Below are 25,568 nucleotides of genomic sequence, written 5' to 3'. Positions count from 1 at the left end.
CCCCAACTGTAGCGGGCGGCTACTTGTGCACGCGCGAGAGCACCGCCCACATGTCGTTAGCTGCCGACGGGTCGTACCACCAGTTGTGGCCGGAGCCTTGCACCTTGACTCTCTGCGTCGGCTTGGAGCATCCCGCGGGACACACATGCCACTTGAGTAGCACGCACTAATTTGCTCAACGCGGAACCCAAATTGCCTGTCAACCCGGCGGATGCGGTGCTTGCCGGGGACGCTAAAATCGTTGCTCATGCCCTCACCCCGCCCTGAAACTGCGCCCGACTTCCTGTTGTCGCGGGCCAGCGGTTCCGTGCGCACTCAGGGAACCACCTCGACATTCATCGAACCGTGGGATGCGGTAGCTGCTCTGCAGCGTCGAGAGGTGAACATGGTGGTGGGAGCACTCCCGTTCGACCGGGATGCGCCAGCCGCCCTCACTGTGCCAGAGCAGCTCATTACTGAGGCGGGAACCTTGCAGCCGCACTCGTACTACCGCGAAGGGCCGGGAGCTCAACTCCACGCGGCGGTTGCCGGGTATGACCCAGAACCCCACGAACACCTACGCCGTGTGGAGGCGGCGGTGGACACAATCTGCAACTCGATCCTGGACAAGGTAGTACTGGCCCGGTCCGTCGACTTCGTCTTCGATCCCCCTGTCGACCCACGCCTTGTTGCAGCGCGATTGATTGAACTTTCCTCCACCCGCGACGGGTTCATCGCCGACCTGACTCCCGCTGGAAAGCCCGGACACATGATTGTCGGCTCCTCCCCCGAGCTCCTCATACGCAAGCAGGGGCTGGAGATCACCTCATATCCCCTTGCCGGTTCCGCACCCCGCATTTTCGACGATGAGGATGCTGACCGTGCAGCAGGCGAGAAGCTGTACAACTCTACAAAGGATCTCGACGAGCACTCCTACGTCGTCGAGCACATTCGAGACATTCTCACTCCGCTGTGCCGGGAGCTGACCATTCCGGACCGGCCCGTTCTCGACCGCACGAACGAGATGTGGCACCTTGCCACACCGATCAAAGGCGTGCTCTACGACCCCGCCCCCAGCGCACTCGACCTAGCCACCCGCCTCTACCCCACTCCCGCTGTCTGCGGATCCCCGCAGTACGCTGCGGAAGCGTTGATCACCACCGCGGAGACGGACCGATCGTTCTACGCAGGGACGGTTGGCTGGTGCGATTCCCACGGTGACGGTGAATACATGGTGTCCATCCGCTGCGCCGAGGTCAATGGTGACGGTACTGCTGCCCGCGCGTGGGCCGGCGGCGGCCTAGTGGCAGCCTCGAAACCAGAAGAGGAGCTCGCGGAAACAACCGCGAAGCTCCTCACCATCCAGCGTGCGCTGGGCCTCTAGTCAGCGATAGCGCTTGTTACGCGCGCTCAACCGGGTTGGCCAGCGAGCCGACTCCGGCAATTTCCACCTCAATCCGGTCGCCCGGAACCATTTCAGCAGTTCCTGCTGGGGAGCCGGTGCAAATGACGTCGCCCGGGAGCAGCGTGTAAGCGGAGGTGATGAACTCGATGATCTTGCCCAGCTTCCAGATCATTTGGTTGGAGTTGGAATCCTGCTTGGTCTCGGTCTCACCGTCGTGCGTCAGGTGTGCCTTGATGGACAGGTCGTCGAAGTCGAACTTGTCCAGGTCTGTCTCGATCCACGGGCCCAGCGGGCAGAAAGTGTCGATGCCCTTGGCGCGCGCCCACTGGCCGTCAGCGAATTGCAGATCGCGGGAGGAAACGTCATTGACGATCGTGACGCCGCGGACGACGGACTTCCAGTCTTCAGCCTTGACATTCTTGCACGGTGTTCCGATGACCAATGCGAGCTCGCCCTCGAACTCGACGTGGGTGGCGAACTCGGGAATCTTGATGGCCGCCTCCGGTCCGATCACGGCTGTCGGCGGCTTCAGAAAAAGAGTGGGAGGCAAGTGCTCTGCGGACTGTTTGAACACCTCGGCGACGTGGTCGGCGTAGTTGCGGCCAATGGCCACCACCTTGCTGGGCAGCATCGGGGCGAGAAGGCGTACGTCTTCAAGCGCCCACTCCTTGCCCGTGTATTCCGGCTCAGTGAACGGAGTACCGGCGATCTGCTTGGCGGTCGTGCCGGCATCGTCGATGACTGCGAAAGTCATTCCCTCGGGTGTCGCAATTCGTCCAAAACGCATGGGGTTGAGCATACGCGACGAAAAATATTCAGGGCTATTTGGCTGTCAGCGCCAGATAGAGTTCCGCGCAGGCGAGCGCGTCAGTCAACGCGTTGTGGTTACCGTAATCGGGCAGGTTATACCGGCTGCGCACGCGAGCGAGACGCAGATCCTCCCCGCGTGGATAGGTGGCCATGCGCTCCATATGGCGGCGTTCGAGGGAGAGAGTGTCTTCGACTTCGTCCTCACGAAGCCGGAAGCGCTTTCCATACACCCTCTTGTGCAGTGCATCAATGAAGCCAGTCTCCATTTGCGCGAAATGCGCCAGCAGCGCGCGCCCCTCGATAGCCTGCAGGAAAGCATCGAGAGCGACCTGCGCATCCACACCCTCGCGCGCGATGTCGTCGTCAGTGACCCCGTGCACCGTTGCAGAGTCGCCTACCGACGCCCCCGCCAACACGAAATAGCCGGCACCGGAGAGATCAATCACTCGGTCCGTCACCGGCACCCACCCGATGGAGACGAGGTGGTGCTTATCCGGTTTCAGCCCGGTAGTCTCCACATCCACCGCCAGCAGCTGGCCGTCGACGATGTCTCGCTTGGGCGGACCGAACAGGCCGCCGCCTTTCAGACCGAGCATCTAGATCGACCTGACCGGGAATTTCGACGCCATCGCGGATTGCAGTCCCTTGATGATGCGGAAGGAGTCACGCAGGGCGTCACGGTCAATACTGGACAGCTGGGTCGGGTCGATGCGGTAGTTCGGTTCGTCACCCGCACGGACCTGATTCGCTTGGTGCCGCAGCGCGAGGTTGGAAATGTAGTCGTAGGCGCGCAAGAGATCTTCGGCGCCCCGCGGAGAGATGCTCTGTCCTGCCGATGCCTCGATGCGCTCCTGCGTGCCCACGTCGGTAGCGCTCGCCAGGATCGTATAAAGTCGCGCCATCTGCACCACCGCCGCAGTGCCGCCCTTCTTCACGTCGAGGGTGGCGGCGTACTCGCCGGACCGCTCCACAACAAAGCCGCGGAAGAATCCGATCGGGGGTTCGCGCCGCGTCGCGAGCGCCGCGAGATGCACGTGCAGGCGCTTTGAACCGTGCGCGGCGATCACTGCGTTGTCGTGGACGCGCTGCGCCAGCTCCTCGTCGCCGAACAGGCAGCGGAAGTCGAAGAAGATCTGCGCGTTAAGCAGCGCCTCGGACTCGGGGGCGGTGATCCACGTGTGGAAGGTCGCGTTCCACACGTCCTCCGTCATCCGCCATTGCGGCTGGGAAGCCATCATTTCACCCGGACACAACGCCTGGCCAGCTTCGGCCAGTCCGGTGCAGATGAACTCGGTGAAGCGGCGAAAGTAGTCGCCGTGCTCGGCCTCGTTGTAGGAGTTATCCAGCACCAGAGCGTTGTCTTGGTCCGACGCTGGGCCCATTTCACGGCGTGCCTGGGAGCCCACTGCGACGAACGCGTACGGCACGGGCGCGGGACCGAGCTCTTCAGCCGCCAGTTCAGCGAGTCTGCGTGCGATCGCATCAGCGATGCTGGTCAGGAGTTGCTGCACTTCGCGTGCCGACGAGCCCCTGTCCAGGAAGCGGGCCGCCACGGCGGCGGCTCGTCGATAAGCATCTTTGAGCTCCTCCCTGCTGCTTCCCGCCACGTCTGCGGCGAGGTAGATCGGGTCGGACTGGAGCTGATGCATGACATCCGAACTGGTCAGCACACCGACGATCTGGTCGTCTTGGGTCACCGGGAGGTGGTGAATGCCCAACTCGCTCAAGATGAGCATGGCTTCAAACAACTTCGTGTCCGGGGCGATCGTGCGCACCGGCGCTGTCATCACCTCCGCCACCTGTACCGAGGTGTCCAGACCTTTCGCTACCACACGTTTACGCAAGTCGCGGTCGGTGAGAATGCCTGTTTCCGCGCCGCCGCAGATGACGATGCTGGACACGTTCGCCTCAACCATCTTCACTGCGGTTGCGCGGATAGACTCATCGAAACGCGCGGTGACCAGGTTCCCCATCCGGATCATGTCGCTGACGGTCATGCGCAGGGTATCGGAATTGCCGGGGTCATTGATCTCGTGGGCGTGCACAGCGACACGGCGGGACAGCGACTCGAAGAACCGCTTGATGTCCGGGTTGTCAGTGATCAGCTGCGTGAACGGTGCGCGCGGGAGCACGAGCAAAATGCTGTCCTCGACGGCGACCATGGCGTATCTGGACTCAGGCTCATCGACAAGCGTTGAATATCCGAAGTTGCGGCCGGAATCGCGCCTGTCAATCAGGGCGGCCCCCTCGGCCAGAATATCCACCGCTCCCGACCGGATGATGTACAGGTTGTCGTTCACCTGGCCGTAGTCAACAACCGTCTCACCGCGCCGGACGTAAATGATCTGCATGTGCCGCGGCAGCTCACGCAGGGTCTCCTCTGGCAGGTGCGAGAAGGGCTCGTGCTGGGCAAGGAAGCTGCGGACTTCGTCGAGCTCAACTGTCATGGGGCTAACGTTGCCAGAAAGTTAGCCCGGATAAAGCAGTTTAGAGTTACTGGTAGCTCACAAACCAGGGGCGTGGATCGACCTCGTTGTAGGTCTGCTCCGGCGTGAACATCGGCTCATCTTCGTCAATGAAGTTCTTCCACGCCAGGAAAAAGCCCGGGTCCAAGCCCTCACGCAACACATTCCAGGTGTCGTACTTCTGGCCCGGGGATCCGTGACCATCCGCATGGAGAATGAAGGACAGCTCCGGGCGGGACGTGTCAATGTTTTCACGGTCCGGCAACATAGCCACCTGGAATTGGTGCACGATGAGCGCCTTTTGCGGCAGGTTATTCTCGCGGGTCAGATCAGCGAGCCACTCGGTGACCTCGTTGATCTCCGCCGCGTCAGCAGAACCGACCTGCGCGGCCGGCGCCTGGCCTGGCTGAAGTTTCCACTCTGCGTCGAGCGCCAGGCCGACGTTGGGGCGCTTGAGCAAGTCTTCGTAGAGAAGTGCCTGCTCCTTGAAGGTGGTCAGACCCGGTTGCAGGTCAATGACTGCATATCCCCCGGCGTCCACGATCGCGTCGATGTACGGTTCCAGCTCGGCCGGATCGAACTCGTTTGTGAAGTTGCCGTCGTCCCCTGGGTGTTCCGACGCGACAGTCGCGATGATCTCGAAGGCAGGAATGACCTGCTCGTCGGAGAACGCTTTGTATTCCTCCACATACTGGTTGACCACATCAACAGATTCCGCGGGCGGCTGCTCACCCATCTGACCCAGTGCGGGACCAGACGGGTGGCCGTACAGCGCGATCATCCGGCGTCCCGGGAACACCAACCCGCCACCGCCGGGAAGCTCACCGTTGCCGGCAAGAGAAATCACGTCGCGGAAATGCTCGGTGTCGCCGAATTGTTGGCCCAGCGCGACCGCGTCGTGGCCATCGACCTGCGCGATGGATTCACTAGTCACCCGGGGATCTGCGTACGGCAGCACGGTAAGCGGAAGCTTTGACGCTGCTGCGGTCGCAGCTGCGGCACGAGACGTCAGCTCAGTGACGAAGATCGGCGTGCTGCTCCCGCCATCGTGGGTCTGCTCCCCCGCCTCAGCCACCGCAGCAACCTCGTGGCCGTCCTCTGCAGTCAGCGCAGCGGTGTCTTCGATCGCCTGTAAATCCTCGTCGTCCTGCTCGGATCCGGTGCCGACCTCAATCACACGCTCCGCCCCCAGGCGCTGCACCTCAGCGTCGACGGCCGAACTGGACTCCTCCTGCTGTGTCAGCATCGGCGCACCCAGATCAATGGCGATCGCCGCAGCCTGCAGCTGGTCGTCCTTCTCCGCAGAAGACACCACGACGGTGTCAGAGGATTCAAAGAACTGCTGGGATACTTCGGCGCCTGTGCCGTCCGGATCAGCGATCACCACCGAACCGTCCGAAACAAGATCAGCTGCGAGCTGCTCCTCGCGGCTGAGCTCTGGGTCTGCATCCTGGCCGTCGTCGGTGCAGGATGAGAGAACGAGAGCGGACGCTACCAGGACGGCAGCCGTGACTGGCCTATAAGACATAGGCCGAAGTCTACTTGAGAGCCTCCGCGATGCGGGTGCCGACGCGCTCCGTGGAGATCTCCTCCCCGCCCCGTGCAGACACGTCGTTGGCGACGGCAGCCTCGATACGGGAGGCTCCATCTTCATCATCAAGCCAGCGCAGCATCATGGCGACGGAGAGAATCATCGCGGTCGGATCCGCGATGCCTTTGCCCGCAATATCCGGTGCGGATCCGTGGACCGGCTCGAACATGGAGGGGTTGGTGCGGGAAGCATCGATGTTGCCCGAGCACGCCAAACCAACACCACCGGCGACAGCACCAGCAAGATCGGTGAGGATATCGCCGAAGAGATTGTCGGTGACAATCACGTCATAGCGCGACGGGTCGGTGACCATGTAGATCGTCGCGGCATCGATGTGGTTGTAATCGACGTTCACCTCCGGGTACTCGCGGGCGACATCGTTGACGGTGTTCTGCCATAGCGCACCGGCGTTGGTGAGCACGTTCGTCTTGTGCACGAGAGTGAGCTTCTTGCGTCGCTCCATGGCGGTCTCGAAACCGTGGCGGACAAGGCGCTCCACACCGTAGCGGGTGTTTTGGGAGACCTCGCTGGCAACCTCCGCGGGGGTGCCCTGGCGCAGGGTGCCGCCGTTTCCGCAGTACAGGCCCTCTGTTCCTTCGCGCACAACGACAAAGTCGATATCCCCAGGGTTAGCCAACGGGCTCACCGCCGTCGGGTACAGCTTCGATGGGCGAAGGTTGACAAAATGGTCCAGTTTGAAGCGCAGCGGCAACAGCAAACCGCGCTCCAACACGCCTGCCGGAACGCGGTCTGGGTCGCCAATCGCACCGAGCAAGATCGCGTCGTGCTCCCGCAAGCTGTCCAAGTCCTCATCGGTCAGCAGCTCGCCGTTGCGCAGGTAGCGGAGAGCGCCGAGGTCGTACTCGGTGAGCTCCACGTCTCCGCGCACCGCGCGCAGAACTCTGAGACCTTCTTCCATCACCTCGGGACCAATGCCGTCCCCTGCAATAACCGCAACTTTCATGCAGCTCAGCTTAACAACAACGGCTCCCCGGATTCGCCTCTTGGTGTGCCCACCGCGTCTTCCAGAACTCCCGTTCCGTCATCAATTCTGCGTCCGGGTGGTGGGCGCGCTGATGCGCACAATACTTCGCGTAGTCGTTATCGCCCATCAGCTCCTTGATGTACCAACTCGTCCACTTGAATGCCGAGACGGCACCATGTGCGATAGCACCCATTAATGCCCCGCTTCCGCCGGTGAATTCAATTCGAGCCCGTACTCCTTCGCCACTGCTTTCTCCTCCGCCGTGGCGAGCATCCCGCGCGGGGCGAACAGGGTGGACGAGACATCGGGTTCCTCGTTGGTCTCGATCTCTTCTCCGCGTTTGTGGGCCTGCACCGCACGCACGCACGCCACCACCGTCGCCACGACCACGACAATCACCAACACTGCGAAGAAGATGGACAAAATGCCCTGAATCATCGTGTTCCGCACGACAATGTCGATCTCCTCCGGGCTGCCCGCCGCCTGGAATGTCTCCAGGCCCTGGTTGCGCGCATCCTTGTACTTCGAGTGCTGCGCGAAGTAGCCGATCGCAGGATCGTCGCTGAAGATCTTCTGCCAGCTCGCCGTCATGGTGATGATCAGGTCCCACACCAGCGGAACCATCGGGATCCACGCCCACCTGAACAGCCCCTTCTTGAACACGATCGCGGTGACAAGGCACAGCGCGATCGCCGCCAGCAGCTGGTTGGCTATGCCGAACAGCGGAAAGAGCACGTTGATGCCGCCGAGCGGGTCGGTCACACCCATGACCAGGATCGCGCCCCACATACCGCAGACGAGAACGGTGGACACCCAGCTGCCCACGCGCCAGGACGGGTCCTTGAACTTCTCCAGGCCAGAGACATTGCCGATGATGTCGCCCATCATGAAGCGGGCGACGCGGGTGCCGGCATCAATGGCGGTAAGGATGAACAGGCCCTCAAACATGATGGCGAAGTGGTACCAGAATGCCTGCATGCCCGGGTGGCTGAAGATATTGGTCATGATCTCGGACATGCCGATGGCGAAGGTCGGTGCGCCGCCGGTGCGGGACACGATGCTCGGTTCCCCCACTGCCTCGGCGAGGGCCGTCAGCTGCTCTGCGGAGACTCCCTGCCCCGGGATGTTCAGGCTGTTAACGAATTCAGCCGCGGTAGCTTCTTCCCCGCCGGTTTTTGCCTTCGGGGAGTTGATGGCGAAGTAGATGTGCCGATCGAGCACCACAGCGGTGATCAGCGCCATGATGGCCACGAAAGACTCCATGAGCATGCCGCCGTACCCGATCGCGCGTGCGTGCGTCTCTTTCTCCAGCAGCTTCGGGGTGGTGCCGGAAGAAATCAGTGCGTGGAAACCAGAGAGCGCGCCGCAGGCGATGGTGATGAACAGGAACGGGAACAGGTTGCCGGAGAATACCGGGCCGCCGCCCTCTAGGCCGAAGGATGTGATCGCCGGCATGTGAACCTCGGGCCTGTCGATGAGGATCGCCAGCGCCAGCATGACAATCACGCCGATCTTCATGAAGGTGGACAGATAATCGCGCGGGGCGAGCAGCAACCACACCGGCAAGATGGAGGCGACCACACCGTAGATCAGGATGCAGACTGCCAGCGTGGCCTTGGACAGGGTGAACAGTTCCGCGCCCCAGGAGGTCTCCGCGACGTACCCGCCGCCGAGAATCGCCGCCATGAGCAGCACCACGCCGATGGCGGAGACCTCCGCAACACGGCCCGGACGAAGGAAACGGCCGTACACCCCCATGAACAAGGCGATCGGGATGGTCATCGCGATGGAGAACACACCCCACGGAGACTCCGCCAGGGCGTTGACCACGACCAGGCCCAGCACGGCGATGATGATCACCATGATGACCATGGTGGCGATGCTGCCGGCGACGCCGCCGACCTGGCCGACTTCCTCTTTGAGCATCTGCCCCAGGGAGCGGCCGCGGCGGCGCTGGGACACGGCGAGAACGAGGTAGTCCTGCACCGCGCCGGCAAGCACGACGCCGATGATGATCCAGAGCGTGCTGGGCAGGTACCCCATCTGCGCGGCCATGACCGGGCCGACGAGAGGGCCGGCGCCGGCGATCGCGGCGAAGTGGTGGCCGAAGAGCACGCGGCGGTCGGTGGGAACGAAATCAGAACCGTCATTGACATACTCGGCCGGTGTCGCCCGGGTATTCCGCGGCTTGACCACCTTGTACTCGACGAGACGGGCATACAGGCTGAACCCGATGATGTATGTGCCAATGGCGGCGAGCACGAGCCACACCGAATTGATGGTCTCGCCGCGGTGCAACGCGATCGCGCCCCAGCCGAGCGCGGCAAGCACTGCCGCGAAACCAATGATGACACGCTCGACGGCGCCGATGGCTTTCTTCGGCGTCACGCCGACGACGTGCTCTTTCCCGTCGGGTGTCGTGGTGATTTCGAGCCTTTCGCGCGGCACTGCGCCCGCTTGCGACTCGTCGCGTTCAACTGCGGTGGTCAAGTTCGCCCCCTTAATTAGGCTAAGAAAATGAAGTGCGTAAATACTCGCATATGCGCGGAGACGGGCGCAGAAAAAATCCCGGATTAATTCACATCCGGGATAAGTTTCTTTCGCTGGAGCATATCGGTCGAGCGAGATGACCTAATCAGCCACGAATATATACGCGCATGAGCTAGTCGAGCACCAGCTGGAAGCAGTCCGCTTCGATGGACTTCGCGACGGAAGCTTCAAGATCAGCAGGCACCTCGGACTCCACACGCAGGATCAGGAAGGCACCGTCACCCTTGACGGACTGTGTCAGCGCCGCAGCTTCAATGTTGATGTCGTGCTGGCCCAGCTGGGAACCGACCTTGCCCAGGGCGCCCGGCTGGTCGGTGTAGGACAGGAACAGGTTGCGGCCCTCTGCGCGCATGTCCACACCGCGGCCGTTGATCCGGACGATCTTTTCCACGTGCTCCAGACCCGTAAGCGCCCCTTCGACGGTGGCGGTGTCACCGGAGGCGGACACGAGCTGAACCTCCAGGGAGGAACGGTGGCCGCGGGATTCGGAAGCAACACCGGATTCGACGTTCAGGCCACGGGCCTCCGCAATGGCCGGGGCGTTGACAAAGGTCACGGGCTCTTCAACGATGCCGGAGAACAGACCGCGCTCGGCAGACAGCGCCAACGTGGCCGGATCCTCGTGGGACAGCTCGCCGCGGGCGGTGACCTTGAGGGAGACCGGTGCGTCGTCGAGAAGCTTGCCAGCCAGCAGACCGAGCTTGCGGGACAGATCGAGCCACACAGCCACTTCTTCGTTCACCGCGCCACCAATGATGTTGACCGCGTCCGGGACGAATTCGCCCGCGAGAGCCTTGAGCACAGAGTCTGCGACATCAGTGCCAGCGCGGTCCTGTGCCTCCGCAGTCGACGCTCCCAGGTGCGGGGTCACCACGACCTCCTCCAGCTCAAACAGCGGGGAGTCGGTGCACGGCTCGCTGGCATAGACATCGAAACCTGCACCGCGAATCGGGCCGTTTGTGATCGCGTCGGCAAGCGCGTGCTCGTCGACAAGCCCGCCGCGGGCCGCGTTGACAATGATCTGGCCTTCCTTCGCCTTTGCCAGCAGCTCAGCATTGAACATGCCCTGCGTTTCCTTCGTCTTGGGCAGGTGAATGGTCACGAAGTCTGCACGGGAGACCAGCTCATCCAACTCGACCAGCTCAACACCGAGCTGCGCGGCACGCGTCGGGTTCGCGTACGGGTCATACGCAATGATCTCAGTGTCAAAGGCGGCCAGACGCTGCGCGAACAGCTGACCGATGTGGCCGAAGCCGACGATGCCGACGGTCTTTCCGAAGATCTCCACGCCCTTGAAGGAAGAACGTTTCCACTCACCGTCGCGCAGGGTCTTGTCGGCCGCCGGGATCTGGCGGGCAGTGGACAGCAGCAACGCGATTGCGTGCTCGCAAGCAGAGTGAATGTTCGAGGTCGGTGCGTTGACGACCATCACGCCGCGCTCCGTGGCCGTCGGCACGTCGACGTTGTCCAGGCCGACACCAGCGCGGCCCACGATGCGTAGGTTCGGAGCAGCCTCGAGAACCTCACGGTCCACAGTCGTTGCAGAACGCACGAGAAGAGCCTCAGCCTCGGGCACAGCTGCGAGCAGTTCCGCACGGTTCGGGCCATCAACCCACCGCACCTCTACTGCGTCTCCGAGGGCATCAACAGTGGACTGGGCGAGCTTGTCGGCGATGAGAACGACGGGCTTAGACACGGTGGGTACTCTCCTTGGAAACGGGATATCAGCAGCGCTGGTTAGTTTAGCGCCCCCGCTTCCGCTTCCGCGATGCGGTCTGCCAGATCCTCTCCCGTTCCAAAGTCACGCCCGAGGGCGACTAAGGGTTTGTCCGCCAAACCGGCTGTGGCAAGCAGGGTTTCCCGTGCGGCCCGGGGATCCGGATCCGGCACCACGGTCACCGCTGCTCCGTAGGCCCGGGCAGTAGCGATCGCCGGAACAGAAGCGCTGTCCAGTGCGATGACCTGCGGCGCCATCTCTGCATCCAGCCGCGACTGAAGAGGCACCGTCCCGCTTTCCGCGTTCTCCGGAACCTTCTGCTCCCCGGGGAATCCCGCGCGCAGCCACGTGGGTTCAGAGGCGTTGAGGTCCGCCACCGCCACAGCGGCATCGTCTGGCGATTCCACGACGTGTTCGGTGAATTTTAAAGACGTCGCTTGCTCAAGCGCCTCCAGCCCGCCCGGGTCACGCACGATCACGAGATCCTCCGTGTAGTTGAGCACCGGAACATAACCCACCGCGAAGATAGTGTGCGCGCCGAGTCGCTCAATTTCCTGAATGACCTGATTGTGGTGGTCGCTGTCGTAAATGACCATCGGGGCATGTGCGACCGCAGCCACGGATGCCGCGCGCAGCTGCGAATGCATGTCCCCGTCCGAGAGAATCAGAATCTCGGAGGATTCGAAGAACAATTCGGTCGCTGCGAACCCATGCGGATCGTCGAGCACGACGGGATGGCCCTCAAATTGCTCCGCCACGTGGCGGGAAGAATTCACAGTGCGGGCTTCCTGGAGTTCGGGGTCCTTGTTTGCCGTGTTGCTTGTGCTGCTCGTGCTGCCAGCGGTGGACGTGTCCGCCTCAGGGCCAGGACTCTCGGATGTGCAGCCGGCGAGCACAATGCACGAGCCGAAGACAGCGAGGCTGCGACGTAGCTTCATACGCGGTCTCGCTGCGCCGGCTTGTTCATGGCGTACTCGATCATGCCCAGGAACCGCTCGTGGCGGTCCGCGAAAAACGCCTGCCAGTTCGACGTGAGCAGGTACTCCGGCTCAATCTCGTGGGTGGCTAGCAGCGCATCAAATTCGTCATCTTCCATGATGGCTTTGGACTGTAGCCGGGACAGGTAACGCTTCGGGTCATTGCCCTCCATGACGCTTTCTGTCCGCTTACCCAGCGGTGTGCGGTTGAGCACGGAGGCCGCCAATTGCGGATCGACATTGTGCACGCGGCAGAAACCGGGCGGGAAAACTTGGTAGAAGCCAGGTTGAAGTTCGGCGACGGTGGTTCCGTCGAAAAGCTTGCCCGTGCGCCAGTCCCTCGCACCGCGCGCCATGAGGAGTGAGAAAAGACCGCGGTAGACGCCCGAGTCTTCGTCAGCGGTGATGAGACGGGATTCGACGAACTCTGCATCCTGAACCGTCTTGGGCACAACCTCGGTCTCGCCCTTCGCCCATGGGGTGACCTGGTCCACGTCCGAGCCCGCGCGTATCGACGGCGAGTGCGCTCCGTACAGTTCTCCGAACACCCCGCTCCAGTACCACTGGTTAATGCGGTCCCACGTCGCCGGATTGTCCAGGCAACCGTCTTCGTAGGACAGGCGCGCGAGAATCACAGCCAGCGGCACCAATTGGCCGTTATAGGGCACTTGGTCGACGCTGAAGATGCAACGGTCCGAAAGGAACTGCGCAGCGCGCTCGAACGCGGCGAGCAGATCGCGGGAGGCCCACAGGTACTCATCCAGTTTCAGGTTGAGAATGTCACCGCGGTGACCGCGCGCGAAACCGTTCATGCCGGATACCAGCAGCGAAACACCGCGCAGGAAACGCACGCGCGTCACCGATCGCAGCGCTGGGTATTGGTGCAGCACCCCCTCGCACTCCTCCCAGTGAGCTGCCAGTGAGAAGTCCGGGCTCTCCAGCGCGAACACTGCAGTGAGCAGCTCGAACACGTCCATCGACACGCCCTGGGAGTTCGCCTGCGCGAAAATCTGCCCGACACCGATTTGGGATGTGCCGCGTTCAAGACGGGTCATCGGCAAGTCGTAAGCGGCCAGCGGACGGACAATGCTGCGGTGGAAAGCTTTCACATCTTCGCGTAACGACGGATCCTCCGCATTGGCCGCCATATCGAACAGGAGATCATTTCCCTCCTCCCACAGCAGCGCCGACACCGGCACGACGTAATTGTCCACCATCGTCTGGCGGTCAGTGATGCCGCCGGGAATGTCCGGACCGAAGTGGGAGCGAATCACTCCCTCATCATCCACGGCGAAAATGGCCTCCTCTGGTATTGGCTCAGCCCGTACCGCCGCACGCACATCAACGAAGTAGCGGCGATGGATCCGGCGCTGACGGAAATCCAGCACCTCCAGACGACCGTCACCTTGCAGGGCAAGGTAGAGAGAGGCGAGGCGCTGTTGGCCGTCGAGAAGCAGAAGCCCCGGCTCGTTGTCTGTCTCCGGCGCCCCAGGAAGCGTGCGCGGTTTGAAGCGCATCGGCTCATTGCGGGTATCCAACGCCAGCAAGGTGCCCACCGGGTATCCGCGCAGCACAGAGGAAATCAAGGTGCGCGTGCGATCCACATCCCACAGATATGTGTGCTGAAAGTCAGGAATCTGCAGTTCGCCACGATCAATGCGCGCAAACAGGTCGGTCAAGGAGTAGCTCGGCGTGGTAAACCCCATGACCACAACTCTAGATCACTGCGCGTGTTCATGAGGGGCGCAGAATACCTCGTGAGCTGAGTGCTCAGGCCCCTCAAGCTGAATGGTGGCGTGGTCGATCCCGAATTCGCGCAGACGCGCCTGCGCACGGTCAAGCAGCACCCCCTGATCGCCGCGTGTGATGAGGTGAACAGTGCACAGCACGTTGTTCCCACTCATTGACCACAGGTGCAGGTCATGAATGCCCTCCACATGGTCAATCGACAACAGTGCGGCCTCGACTTCAGCAGGGTCAATGTGCGCTGGCACTCGTTCCAGCAGCACGCTTATCGACGTCTTGAGCAGCTCCCACGCCCGCGGGAGCACCATCCCTGCAATCAAAAGGGACGCAATGACATCTGCAGCTTGAAACCCCGTGAAGGCAATGACCAGACCCGCCACGATGACCGCGACTGATCCGAGCAAGTCCACCATCACGTGAAGGAACGCACCCTCCACGTTGATGGAGTGCTTCCGCTGGGAATAGAGCACTGCCGCCGAAAGGATGTTGGCCACCAGACCCACGAATGCCACTGTGATCATGGTGGCCGTGTGCACCTCTTCCCCACTGCCCAGACGGCGCACCGCCCCCACAACGATCCCGATGGAGATGACCACAACGGTGACGGCGTTCAGTGCCGCCGCGAGCACCTCCACCCGGCGGTATCCGAAGGTCGCGTACGCGGAGACTTTCCGCCGGCCAATCAGCACTGCGATGAGTGCGATGATGAGACCGGTGGCATCCGACAGCATGTGCATCGCGTCTGCGAGCAACGCCATGGACCCGGACAGCCAGCCGCCGGCAAGTTCCGCGAGGAACACAATCGCGGTGATCCCAAGCGCGACCGCAAGCGCCCACATGGGCGCGGAATCATGGTGCTGGTGACCATGCCCATGGTGTCCATGGTCGTGCTTGTGTTCCCTCACGGTCACCACTTTATGACATTTTGGCTCTTATTCAAACTCTATTGAAAACTGGAAATCGACGAAAACTGTGCCTCACCTGGGAGTAAACTCATGAATCTAGGTGACCCATCCCCAACTTGTTTCACCCCTTCCCGTCACGTCACCGGAAAAGTTGTTACCTTGGTTACTTGTAAGTTACGAGATGCGTTATTTAGAAAGGTGTCGAGATGACCTCCAAGAACCCGAACCTGAACCCGAACGACCCGAACAAGCTGCCGCACGACGCGAACAACCTGCCGACCGAGCGCATCGGTAACGCTGAGGACCGCATCGGCCGCGGCGAGCCGATCGACGAAACCCGCGTCAGCGAGTCCCGCATCGTCCCGGACGAGGAGAACACCGCCCGCACCGAGACCACCGCTGCGGCAAACCGTCCGGCGACCACGACCGGTGGCTCCACCGCCGCTCAGGAGACCGAGAACGGCGGCGGCAACTGGTGGAAGTGGCTGCTGGGTCTGCTCGCCCTGCTGCTGCTCGGCTGGCTGATCTACGCTCTGGTTTCCGGCAACGGCGACGAGGGCGACGCTGACCCGTCCACCACCACCGCTGGCACCACCACCGTCGACGAGACCACCACCGAGGCTCCGGCTGGCGAGGCTAGCCCGGCTGAGGGTGCTGAGGACGCTGCCGGCGATGCTGGTGACGCCGCAGGCGACGCTGCTGATAGCGCTGGCGATGCCGCTGGTGACGCTGCCGACACCGCAGGCGACGCTGCTGATGAGGCTGAGGACGCTGCCGGTGACGCCGTAGAGAACGCCACCAACTAAGCGCGAAAGGCTTCTGCCCCGCTCCCCTGTCGTTGGGGAGCGGGGCGTTGTCGTATCTGAAACCCAAAGAAAACTGACAAACAAATATGAGCTCCCCTACCGGGGAGCTCATTGTCGTCGAGAAGCGATTTACTGCGCCGTGTCTGTCAGGGGGTTCTTGACCCAGCTCATCATGTCGCGCAGCTTAGCGCCGGTCGTCTCGATCGGGTGCTGTGCGATCTGGTCGCGCAGGCCCTCGAGCTCCTTATTGCCGCCGTCGACGTTGGCGACAAGGCGGCGGGTGAATTCGCCGGACTGGATGTCCTTGAGCACCTCACGCATACGGTCCTTAGCCCCCTCGTCCACGACGCGCGGGCCGGAGAGGTAGCCGCCGAACTCGGCAGTGTCCGAAACGGAGTAGTTCATGTTTCCGATGCCGCCTTCGTAGATCAGATCAACGATCAGCTTCAGTTCGTGCAGGCACTCGAAGTACGCCATCTCCGGCTCGTAGCCAGCCTCGGTCAGGACGTCGAAGCCGTTCATGATCAGCTCCTCCAGGCCACCACACAGCACAGCCTGCTCGCCGAAGAGGTCGGTGACGGTCTCAGCCTCGAAGGTGGTCGGGATGACGCCCGCACGTGCGCCACCAATCGCGGCTGCGTACGACAGGGCAAGCTCACGGCCGTTGCCGTTCGGGTCCTGCTCGACGGCGATCAGGCAGGGCACGCCCTTGCCGTCGACGAAGGTGCGGCGGACCAGGTGACCCGGGCCCTTCGGCGCGACCATGCCGATGGTGATGTTCTCTGCCGGCTCGATGAGTTTGAAGTGAATGTTCAAGCCATGGCCGAAGAACAAAGCGTCACCCTCATTGAGGTTCGGCTCAATGTCGTTTTTGAAGATCTCAGCCTGGGAGGTGTCAGGGGCCAGCAGCATGATGACGTCAGCCCAAGCAGCTGCGTCCGCGTTGGACTTGACCTCGAAACCAGCTTCCTTTGCCTTATCAGCGGACTTGGAGCCGTCGCGCAGACCGATGACGACCTCGACACCAGACTCGCGCAGGTTCTGAGCGTGCGCGTGACCCTGGGAGCCGTAGCCGATGATGGCGACCTTGCGACCCTGGATGATGGACAGATCGGCATCGTCGTCGTAGAAGACCTCAATAGCCATGGTGAGAAACCTTTCGTCGGGATATGTGCCTATCCCACTATACGGGAGGGGCGTTTCAAATTTACTTAGAGGGTGCCAGCGTCTTCGCGCCGCGGTTGAGCGCAACACGTCCAGACTGAACCAGTTCGCGGATACCGAAGGGCTCGAGCACCTCAAGCAGAGCCTTCAGCTTGCTCGACGTACCGGTCGCCTCGATGACCACCGAATCCGGCGACACATCCACCACGCGGGCGCGGAAAATATTTGCGGCATCGACAACCTGCGGTCGGTTGCTGTTGTTCGCGTTGACCTTCACCAGCATCAGGGAGCGCGCGATGAACTTGTCCTCTTCCAGGCGGATCACCTTGATCACGTGGATCAGCTTGTGCAGCTGCTTCGTGATCTGCTCCACGGCATGTTCGGAGGCGTCCACAACCACCGTGATGCGGTTGATCCCCTCAGTCTCCGTCTTGGCTGTGGCCAAGGAGACCAGGTTGAAGCCGCGGCGGGTGAACATGGCGGTGACGCGGGTGATGATTCCGTCGACATCCTGAACCAGCACAGACAGGACGCTGCGGGTCACATCGTCATAAAGATCGTTGGTAGTCATTGCTAGTTCTCCTCGTTCACTTCTTGCACGGTTTCGTGGATGTCGGCGGGTGATTCACCGGCGGAGATTTCTTCGTCGAAAAGCGGGCGCAGATCACGCGCGTACTGGATCTCAGAGTTCGAGCTACCGGCGGAAATCATCGGCCACACCTGAGCGTCCTCGCCCACCACAAAGTCGATGACCACCGGACGGTCATTGATCTCGCGGGCGCGCTGGATCGCGGGCAGCACCTCATCCTCCGTGATCACACGGATCGCTTCAGCACCGAGCGCAGACGCGAGACCCAGGAAATCCGGCACGTACGTGGTGTCCTGGTGCAGCTTCGTGTGGGAGTAGTGGCCCTCGTAGAACAGCGTTTGCCACTGACGGACCATGCCCAGGTTGCCGTTGTTGATCAGGGCGACCTTGAACGGGAAGCCCTCCACCGCCGCAGTGGTGATCTCCTGGTTGGTCATCTGGAAACAACCGTCACCGTCGATCGCCCAGACTTCCTTGTCCGGGCACGCGGCTTTCGCACCGAGCGCTGCCGGAACAGAAAAGCCCATGGTGCCCAGGCCACCGGAGTTGAGCCAGGTCCGCGGGTGCTCGAAGTCGATGAACTGGGCAGCCCACATCTGGTGCTGGCCCACACCAGCAACGTAGATGGCTTCGGGCCCGACTTCCTTGGACAAAGTCTCAATGACGTACTGCGGGGACAGAGACCCGTCCGACTGCGGGTCGTATCCGCGCGGGAAGCGCTGCTTCATGTCGCCCAGGTAACCCTTCCACTCGTCGATCTTCGGAGCGGAAATCTTCTTCGATTTCTTGAAGACATCCGTGAACTCGGAGAGCACCTGGCGGGCATCGCCCACGATAGGCACGTCCACAGCCCGGATTTTGCCGATTTCGGCCGGGTCCACATCGGCGTGGATGACCTGCGCGTCGGGAGCGAAGCGGTCCGGGTCGCCGGTCACACGGTCGTCGAAACGCGCGCCGATAGTGATGAGCAGGTCAGCCTTCTGCAGCGCGGCTACCGCCGGAACGGTGCCGTGCATGCCCGGCATTCCCATGAACAGCTCATGGTGGGACGGGAAAGCCCCGAGAGCCATGAGCGTGGTGACAACCGGGACGCCGGTCAGTTCGGCGAATTCGCGCAGCTCCTTGTGTGCGCCCGCCTTGATGATGCCGCCGCCGGCATAGATCACCGGCTTCTTCGCCTCGGCGATCAGCTTCGCCGCCTGGGTGATCTGGCGCGAGTGCGGCTTTGTCGTGGGCTTGTAGCCCGGCAGGTCCACAGCCGGGGGCCAGGCAAAGTCGAGCTCCGCGTTCTGCACGTCCTTCGGAAAGTCGACCAGGACCGGGCCCGGGCGGCCGGTGCTGGCGAGGTGGAACGCTTCGGCGAGCGCACCCGGGATCTCGTCCGGGTGGCTCACCATGATGTTGTGCTTGGTGATCGGCATGGTGATCCCGCGGATGTCCGCCTCCTGGAAGGCGTCGGTGCCCAACAGCGAGGAACCGACCTGACCGGTGATGGCGACAAGCGGCACGGAGTCCAGGTACGCGTCCGCCAGCGCGGTGACGAGGTTGGTGGCACCCGGTCCTGACGTGGCCAGGCACACACCGACCTTGCCGGATGCCCAGGCGTAACCTTCTGCGGCGTGACCCGCGCCCTGTTCGTGCCGCACCAAAACGTGGCGCAGTTTCTCAGCGGAGAACAAAGCCTCGTACAGCGGCAGCACTGCTCCGCCCGGGATACCGAAGATGACTTCAGTGCCGAGCTCTTCGAGACTGCGGACGATCGCTTCCGCTCCCGTCATCCTCTCCGACTGTTTGCTTTGTGACGCTGCCACTTTTCTCGAACTCCTTTATGAGTTGTGCGGTGTCTACCAGAACAAAACCCCCGCTTTAGATTAGCGGGGGCGCTTGTCGTTTCCGACCTCAGGCAGTGACGTACTTCACGCGTAGGCCGAGCGCCGCGCTGGTACTACCACTAGGTCGAATGTGAACATGCCTAGATCATACACATCTCCCAGGTCTCTATAGGCAATAACGGGATAGGGTTAAAACTGCTATGCCGTTTCAACTAATTTTCAACCAGGTGTGGAGCTGGATCGCCGACACAGGCATCAACCTTGCGCTCCTGATCATCCTCGCGATGCTCGTGCCGCGTGCAGGGCGTTTGGCAAACCGGATCGTCGAGAAGCGGATCCAAGCTTCCCAGGACGAAGACGAGGGCAAGTCCTCGCTGGCAATTGCCGGAGTAGGCATTTACATCATCCAGATCATCGCCTACTTCCTCATCCTGGTTTTCCTCTTGCAGCAGATCGGGTTCTCGCTCGCCGGCGCTGCCATCCCCGCCACCGTGATCTCCGCCGCTGTCGGTTTCGGCTCGCAGCAGATCATCGCCGACTTCGTCGCAGGGTTCTTCATCCTGTCCGAGAAACAGTACGGCGTGGGCGACCTCGTCACCTTCCAGGGCAACGGCGTGGATCTCACGGGCACCGTCATCCAGATCACCATGCGCTCCACGCAGGTGCGCACGCTGGAGGAGTACACGGTGACCATCCCGAACTCCGCCGCCCAGGTGTGCATTAACAATTCCAACCACTGGTCGCGGGCGCTAGTCGTCGTCCCGGTCCCGCTGCTGGGTTCGCGCGACACCGAGGAAGTCATCGCACGCGCCGACAGCGCCGCCCGCCGCGCCATCGCCGACCCGGAGATCGAACCGCTCATCCGGGGCGAACTGCTCTCCCAACCGGGTTTGAACTTGAACGCTCCCACGACTGTGGGAATGCCGTGGACACTGGACATCCGGTATATGATCCGCTGCTCCCCTGGCGACCAGTTCCCCATCGAGCGAGCCATCAACGTCTATGTTCTCGAAGAGTTCTTCGATGAGTACGGTTCAGCTACCCCCGTCAGCGGCGAGACCACGGATGACCCTGACAACCCAAAGACGTCCGCCTTCGCACCCGCATTCGCGTCGAAACGCTACGCCTCGGACTGGGGCCTCGAAGGCGCTGAAGAGGCTCACACGACAGTGATCCCCGCGAACCGAACCGGCATCACCGCCGGTGACACGGAGATTCCGGAGGCAGACAACGACCCAGCTGCCCAAGATCAGACTCAACGCAGGCACGCGCTTGGCACACTCGGCGGACGCGTCCGCGCGTCCACCGGAGCGCTCATCACAGCCTTCATCGTGCTGCTCATCTTCCGCGGGTTGACCATGTCCGCTGCCGAAGATAGCGAAGCGCGATCCGGTGTTCTCGCCCCGCCACGGGTGAACCCGACATCAACTGTGCCGGAAGAATCAACAACGCCGACTGAAACGAAGCAGCCGCCGACTACGGAGCAGACACCGGCAACCGAGCAGACCCAGGCGCCGACGTCGGAGCAGCAGCAACAACGGCAGAACCAGCAACAGCCGGAGCAACAGCCGGCCACGACACCCGCGCAGCAGCCCACTCAGCAGCAGCCCAGCGAAGCCCCGTCCCAGCCGACGGGCGCTCCGCAAGAGGCAGAGCAGACCGAGCAGACGCAAAACTAGCTGACCCTACCGGTACTTGGCTGTGTTTTAGAGAGTGTCCGGGGCATTCGATAGCATGTCTCCCATGACTTCCGAAGGCCGCACCTTCACACCCGAACGCACCCACGTGCTCGCGGTCGGGCTCATCATGGGTATCGCTCTCATCGGCATTTCTTGGGCACCGCAGTACCTGGGCTGGCTGCTCATCTTCCCCATTCTGTTCTTGGCGTGGGTGTTCACCGCCAAGACTCATGTCAGTGACCACGGGCTGGAGTTGACGTACCTATTCAGGAAGAACGTCTCCATCGACTGGGACGATTTGGAGGGTGTCAGTTTCGAAGGTGCCGGTGCGAAAGCAACTGTGGCCGACGGCAGCCAGTACGCCATGCCAGGAGTAACGTTCAACTCACTGCCCGCACTGTCAGAGGCCTCCGGCGGACGGATCACCGACGTGATCACCGAAGCCGCTGAAGCCGCAGACGGGATGGTCGAAGTTACAGACCAGGAAGGCAACTCGATGCTCATCTCGAAAGAGGAATACGAGCGCCGAGACAACGCACACGACAGCTAAAGGAGCAAGCACGTGTCTCACGCGATCCCCCTTCGTTCTCGGGTCACCACCGCTGGCCGTCAGGCCGCCGGTGCCCGTGCTCTGTGGAAGGCCACAGGCACGAAGGACAACGAGTTCGGCCGCCCCATCGTGGCCATTGTGAACTCTTATACCCAGTTTGTGCCCGGGCATGTGCACCTGAAGAACGTCGGCGACATCGTCGCGGAGGCCGTGCGTGAAGCTGGCGGTGTGCCCAAGGAATTCAACACCATCGCGGTGGACGACGGGATTGCCATGGGCCACGGCGGCATGCTCTACTCTCTGCCCAGCCGCGAGATCATCTCCGACTCCGTGGAGTACATGGTCAACGCCCACACTGTCGATGCGATGGTGTGCATTTCCAACTGCGACAAGATCACCCCAGGCATGCTCAACGCCGCCATGCGTTTGAACATACCCGCCGTGTTCGTCTCCGGCGGCCCGATGGAGGCCGGTAAGGCTGTCGTCATTGACGGCGTGGCGCAGTCCGGCAAGAAGACCAACCTTGTTGACGCGATCTCCTATTCGGCGAACGACGACATCTCCGATGAGGACTTGGACCGCATCGTGGAGTCCGCTTGTCCCACCTGCGGTTCTTGTTCGGGCATGTTCACCGCGAACTCGATGAACTGCCTGACCGAGGCTCTCGGCCTGTCCCTGCCGGGCAACGGCAGCACCTTGGCCACGCACACTGCCCGCCGCCAGCTCTTCGAACGCGCCGGCCGCACGATCATGGACATCACCCGTCAGTACTACGGCGAGGGCGATGAGTCGGTGCTGCCGCGCAGCATTGCTAACCGCGATGCTTTCCGCAACGCCATGGCACTGGACATGGCTATGGGTGGCTCCTCCAACACCATCCTGCACACCTTGGCCGCTGCTCAGGAGGGCGAGGTCAACTTCGACCTCAAGGACATCGACGAGTTGTCGCACGAGATTCCCTGCATCTCGAAGGTCGCCCCGAACGGCACCGCACACATGGAAGATGTCCACCGTGCAGGCGGCATCCCCGCCATCTTGGGTGAGCTCAACCGCGCCGGCAAATTGCACACCGACGTTCGCTCTGTCGTTTATGAGAACCTGCAGGACTGGCTCGACGACTGGGATATCCGCGGCGGCAAAGCGACCGACGAAGCTAAGGAACTCTTCCTCGCTGCCCCCGGCGGTGTGCGCTCCACCGAAGCGTTCTCCCAGTCCAACCGCTGGGACGAACTGGACACCGACTCGGTCAATGGCGTCATCCACGACTTCGACCACCCCTTCAGCGCTGATGGCGGACTGGTGGTCCTGCGCGGCAATCTCGCGGAGGACGGGGCGGTTTTGAAGACCGCTGGCGTGGAGGAGGAACTCTGGGAGTTCTCCGGCCCCGCCCGTGTCGTTGACTCGCAGGAACAGGCCGTCTCAATGATCCTGTCCCGCGAGGTTCAGCCGGGTGAAGTCGTGGTGATCCGCTACGAGGGTCCGGCGGGTGGCCCCGGCATGCAGGAAATGCTCCACCCGACGTCCTTCCTCAAGGGCGCTGGCTTGGGCAAGAAGTGCGCGCTGATCACCGACGGCCGCTTCTCCGGCGGCACGTCGGGGTTGTCCATCGGCCACATCTCCCCCGAGGCCGCGCACGGCGGATTGATCGGCTTGATTGAAAACGGTGACCAGATTTCCATCTCTGTGCGTGACCGCAAGCTGACTCTCGATGTTGACGAGGATGAGCTGGATCGCCGCCGCCAGGCCATGGAGGCTTCGGAGAACCCGTGGACACCTACTCGCACCCGGCACGTGACGAAGGCGCTGCGGGCGTACAGCAAGATGGCCACGTCTGCAGACAAGGGCGCTGTTCGGCGCGTCGATTAGCATGCCTGTAGTTTTCGTCCTGCTCGGCGCGCTCATCGGCGCAATCAACCTCGGGCACAGCTTTTACCTGGCGGCGAACGAGACGCTTCTCGACGTCGGTGTGTTCCGCGACGCCGGCAATGCGTTAGTCAACGGCGATCCGCTTTACGACGGTTTTCCCACCCGCTCGGGCTTCGCCTTCATCTACCCGCCGTTTGCCGCGTTGCTGTTCGTGCCGCTGACCTGGCTGCCCGAAGTAGCGATGGACATTGCCTGGAACACCGCGATCATTCTGGCCATCTTCGCCGTCATCGGGATGGCCTGCCACCGCCTCGGACTGGAGCGATGGTGGATGTGGGCGATCGGGCTGACGGGGTTGTCCACGCTGCTGGACACCGTGTACATGAACCTCTACTACGGCCAGATCAATGTGTTCTTGATCCTGCTGGTGGCAGCGGATGTGCTCGGGTACACCCCGAAGAAGATTCGCGGCATTGGCGTGGGCATCGCAGCCGGGATCAAGCTCACCCCGGCCGCGTACGGTGTCATTTTTCTGGTGCGCAAAGACTGGTGGTCTGTGGCGCGCTCCGCCGGGTTCTTCGCTCTCACGGCGCTGATCGGGTTCGCTCTACGGCCGAAGGAGTCCATCTACTTCTGGACGGAGCAGTTTTTCGCCACCGATCGTGGCGGCGACGTGTTCTACCCGCCCAACCAGGGTGTCGGCGGCATGCTCTCGCGCGGTTTACTCAGCGAAGGGACCGTCGAGTCGCTCGCGCCTTTCATTCTGCTGACATTCGCCTTGCTGTCGATCTTCATTGCGTACCGCCTCGAGCAGCGCGGCCGCAGTGTCGAAGCGCTCCTAGTCGTGGTGCTGGGCATTTCGCTGGGCGCACCGATCGCGGTTTCGCACCACTGGGTGGGCGTCATTCTCATCCTCCCGCTCATCTTCGCTGCCCGGGAGAAGAACATGCGCGTCTTACTCGCGGTTGCAGCAGGTGCGCTGATCTCGCCGAGCTACACGATTATTGACGAGAGCGAGGCGCAGGTGTGGGCGTGGCCGCTGTGGCTCAACACCAACATCATCGGGTTGATGGGGTTGACGGTCTTCATCTGCTACTTGGCGGTAGCGCTACAGGAACCACCACATAAGGAACGCCGCAGCGACGCCGAAGGCGGCGCAGATCCAGGAACTGGTCATGGGGCGGCGTGCCCAGCTGCGGCCGAAGTCGACGCTGAAAAGGCCCGGTCCGGTGAACTGGACGGACGCAGCCATGCCCAGAAGGCCAATCGCTAGCCACACAGCAGGGTTCCAGGTGAACGCGTTCGCACCGTTCTCCGACGCCGTGATCAGGTGGAGGGATTCAAAACCAGTGGCAGCGATGGCAAGCATCGCGGCGACTGGGGTGAGCAGACCGAGTACCAGGAACACGCCCGCCGCCAACTGCAGCGTTGGCAAGGCGATGGCGAGGATGCCCGGATAGCTGTACCCGGCGAACTGCTCCTCTAGCCCCGGCAGACCTGGGTTGCCGCCCAGCTGGAAGAAGGTCTCCACGCCCGAGATGATCAATAGTGCACCGAGGACGAGACGGAGAATCAGCACACCGACATCGATCGTTCCGCGTCCGACAGGTGCTTCAGCCGCGGGTTCTACAACCGCTGGAGCTGCAGGCACCGTGCCGACCGGAGCCGCGGGGCCGTTGACTTCAACGTCGACCGGCTGAGCCAACGGCTCGCGGGTACCAGTGCTGACAGACTCCTCCACAGCAGGAGGCTCTGCCACTGGCTCGCCCACTTCAGTTTCCGGCTGCGGCGTGGGTGCCGACGGAAACACCTCAGTGGGCGCGGCCTTGCCCGTCCGGTCATACACAGAGGGAGCCTCGGGAACGTCACCGAAGTCATCCAGCTCGTTCACGGGCTCGAGGTTCTTGCGGTAGGAGGTGCTGCCTGAATCAGTCATGCACTTCAATCTAGGC

20 protein-coding genes and 1 pseudogene are annotated in these 25,568 nt (G+C 62.2%); 6 read left to right on the top strand and 15 right to left on the bottom strand.

Translation table 11 applies throughout. The features are described from left to right. The first annotated feature begins 247 nt into the window (after nt 1-247). Complete coding sequence (locus KBX18_RS05770) at nt 248-1,363, top strand: isochorismate synthase MenF (RefSeq protein WP_255995181.1); 1,116 nt, start codon at nt 248-250, stop codon at nt 1,361-1,363. 16 nt (nt 1,364-1,379) lie between these two features. Here the strand turns inward: KBX18_RS05770 and KBX18_RS05765 are convergent, their stop codons facing one another. The 11 genes from KBX18_RS05765 to KBX18_RS05715 all read right to left on the bottom strand — a co-directional run bounded on the left by KBX18_RS05765 (nt 1,380) and on the right by KBX18_RS05715 (nt 15,064). After that, on the bottom strand, nt 1,380-2,171 hold the full coding sequence (locus KBX18_RS05765) for a fumarylacetoacetate hydrolase family protein (protein WP_255995180.1): 792 nt from the start codon (nt 2,169-2,171) through the stop codon (nt 1,380-1,382). Nucleotides 2,172-2,205: 34 nt separating this feature from the next. Continuing rightward, nucleotides 2,206-2,790: an exonuclease domain-containing protein gene (locus tag KBX18_RS05760; protein WP_005290409.1), complete on the bottom strand. Its 585-nt coding sequence runs from the start codon at nt 2,788-2,790 to the stop codon at nt 2,206-2,208. Beyond that, nucleotides 2,791-4,641, bottom strand: a complete 1,851-nt coding sequence (locus tag KBX18_RS05755; RefSeq protein WP_255995179.1) for a DUF294 nucleotidyltransferase-like domain-containing protein — start codon at nt 4,639-4,641, stop codon at nt 2,791-2,793. 46 nt (nt 4,642-4,687) lie between these two features. After that, nucleotides 4,688-6,187, bottom strand: coding sequence for a cell wall-binding repeat-containing protein (locus tag KBX18_RS05750; RefSeq protein ID WP_255995178.1), 1,500 nt, complete (start codon nt 6,185-6,187; stop codon nt 4,688-4,690). Nucleotides 6,188-6,197: 10 nt separating this feature from the next. Then, nucleotides 6,198-7,214: a 3-isopropylmalate dehydrogenase gene (locus KBX18_RS05745; protein WP_005290415.1), complete on the bottom strand. Its 1,017-nt coding sequence runs from the start codon at nt 7,212-7,214 to the stop codon at nt 6,198-6,200. A gap of 10 nt (nt 7,215-7,224) precedes the next feature. Then, nucleotides 7,225-7,428 carry a YbdD/YjiX family protein gene (locus KBX18_RS05740; protein ID WP_255995177.1) on the bottom strand — a complete coding sequence of 68 codons (204 nt, stop codon included), beginning with the start codon at nt 7,426-7,428 and terminating at the stop codon, nt 7,225-7,227. Next, on the bottom strand, nt 7,428-9,683 hold the full coding sequence (locus KBX18_RS05735; protein ID WP_370687227.1) for a carbon starvation CstA family protein: 2,256 nt from the start codon (nt 9,681-9,683) through the stop codon (nt 7,428-7,430). Before KBX18_RS05735 ends, KBX18_RS05740 begins: the two co-directional genes overlap by 1 nt. Nucleotides 9,684-9,897: 214 nt before the next feature. Continuing rightward, nucleotides 9,898-11,481, bottom strand: a complete 1,584-nt coding sequence (gene serA / locus KBX18_RS05730) for a phosphoglycerate dehydrogenase (protein WP_255995175.1) — start codon at nt 11,479-11,481, stop codon at nt 9,898-9,900. Between the two features lie 41 nt (nt 11,482-11,522). After that, the gene (locus KBX18_RS05725) at nt 11,523-12,440 is read right to left on the bottom strand and encodes a hypothetical protein (RefSeq protein WP_005290424.1); all 918 of its coding nucleotides are present in this window, start codon (nt 12,438-12,440) and stop codon (nt 11,523-11,525) included. Then, nucleotides 12,437-14,185, bottom strand: a complete 1,749-nt coding sequence (locus KBX18_RS05720) for a DUF262 domain-containing protein (RefSeq protein ID WP_005290426.1) — start codon at nt 14,183-14,185, stop codon at nt 12,437-12,439. The genes KBX18_RS05725 and KBX18_RS05720 overlap by 4 nt, the downstream gene beginning before the upstream one ends. Nucleotides 14,186-14,200: 15 nt before the next feature. After that, entirely contained in the window at nt 14,201-15,064 is an 864-nt protein-coding gene (locus KBX18_RS05715; RefSeq protein WP_005290428.1) for a cation diffusion facilitator family transporter, read from the bottom strand. 272 nt (nt 15,065-15,336) lie between these two features. Between KBX18_RS05715 and KBX18_RS05710 the strand changes: the two genes are divergently transcribed. Next, nucleotides 15,337-15,936: a hypothetical protein gene (locus KBX18_RS05710; RefSeq protein WP_255995174.1), complete on the top strand. Its 600-nt coding sequence runs from the start codon at nt 15,337-15,339 to the stop codon at nt 15,934-15,936. A 129-nt stretch (nt 15,937-16,065) separates the two neighbouring features. On the opposite strand, the gene ilvC is transcribed toward KBX18_RS05710, so the two are convergent. From ilvC to KBX18_RS05695, 3 genes are all read right to left on the bottom strand, one after another. After that, nucleotides 16,066-17,082 carry a ketol-acid reductoisomerase gene (gene ilvC, locus KBX18_RS05705; protein WP_005290432.1) on the bottom strand — a complete coding sequence of 339 codons (1,017 nt, stop codon included), beginning with the start codon at nt 17,080-17,082 and terminating at the stop codon, nt 16,066-16,068. A gap of 61 nt (nt 17,083-17,143) precedes the next feature. Then, nucleotides 17,144-17,671, bottom strand: coding sequence for an acetolactate synthase small subunit (gene ilvN, locus KBX18_RS05700; protein ID WP_005290434.1), 528 nt, complete (start codon nt 17,669-17,671; stop codon nt 17,144-17,146). Nucleotides 17,672-17,673: 2 nt separating this feature from the next. Next, nucleotides 17,674-19,467 (bottom strand): acetolactate synthase large subunit, encoded by a 1,794-nt coding sequence (locus tag KBX18_RS05695; RefSeq protein ID WP_370687226.1) that lies wholly within the window; start codon nt 19,465-19,467, stop codon nt 17,674-17,676. A gap of 254 nt (nt 19,468-19,721) precedes the next feature. Between KBX18_RS05695 and KBX18_RS05690 the strand changes: the two genes are divergently transcribed. The 4 genes and pseudogenes from KBX18_RS05690 to KBX18_RS05675 form a co-directional block, all read left to right on the top strand. Next, the gene (locus KBX18_RS05690; RefSeq protein ID WP_005290437.1) at nt 19,722-21,200 is read left to right on the top strand and encodes a mechanosensitive ion channel family protein; all 1,479 of its coding nucleotides are present in this window, start codon (nt 19,722-19,724) and stop codon (nt 21,198-21,200) included. Nucleotides 21,201-21,264: 64 nt separating this feature from the next. Then, nucleotides 21,265-21,750 carry a PH domain-containing protein gene (locus KBX18_RS05685; protein WP_255995172.1) on the top strand — a complete coding sequence of 162 codons (486 nt, stop codon included), beginning with the start codon at nt 21,265-21,267 and terminating at the stop codon, nt 21,748-21,750. A gap of 12 nt (nt 21,751-21,762) precedes the next feature. Next, the gene (ilvD, locus tag KBX18_RS05680; protein WP_005290441.1) at nt 21,763-23,616 is read left to right on the top strand and encodes a dihydroxy-acid dehydratase; all 1,854 of its coding nucleotides are present in this window, start codon (nt 21,763-21,765) and stop codon (nt 23,614-23,616) included. Nucleotide 23,617: 1 nt separating this feature from the next. Continuing rightward, a pseudogene (locus tag KBX18_RS05675) lies at nt 23,618-24,460 on the top strand (glycosyltransferase 87 family protein); the annotation flags it as partial. Nucleotides 24,461-24,724: 264 nt separating this feature from the next. Here KBX18_RS05675 and KBX18_RS05670 read toward each other — a convergent pair. After that, nucleotides 24,725-25,552, bottom strand: a complete 828-nt coding sequence (locus tag KBX18_RS05670; RefSeq protein ID WP_255995171.1) for a DoxX family protein — start codon at nt 25,550-25,552, stop codon at nt 24,725-24,727. Between the last annotated feature and the right edge of the window lie 16 nt (nt 25,553-25,568).

The sequence above is a fragment of the Corynebacterium sp. CCUG 69979 genome (assembly GCF_024454095.1).
GTDB classification, from domain to species: Bacteria; Actinomycetota; Actinomycetes; order Mycobacteriales; family Mycobacteriaceae; genus Corynebacterium; species Corynebacterium genitalium.
The sequence above is the reverse complement of the archived record's forward strand: the minus strand, read 5'-3'. Positions and strand labels throughout refer to the sequence as shown.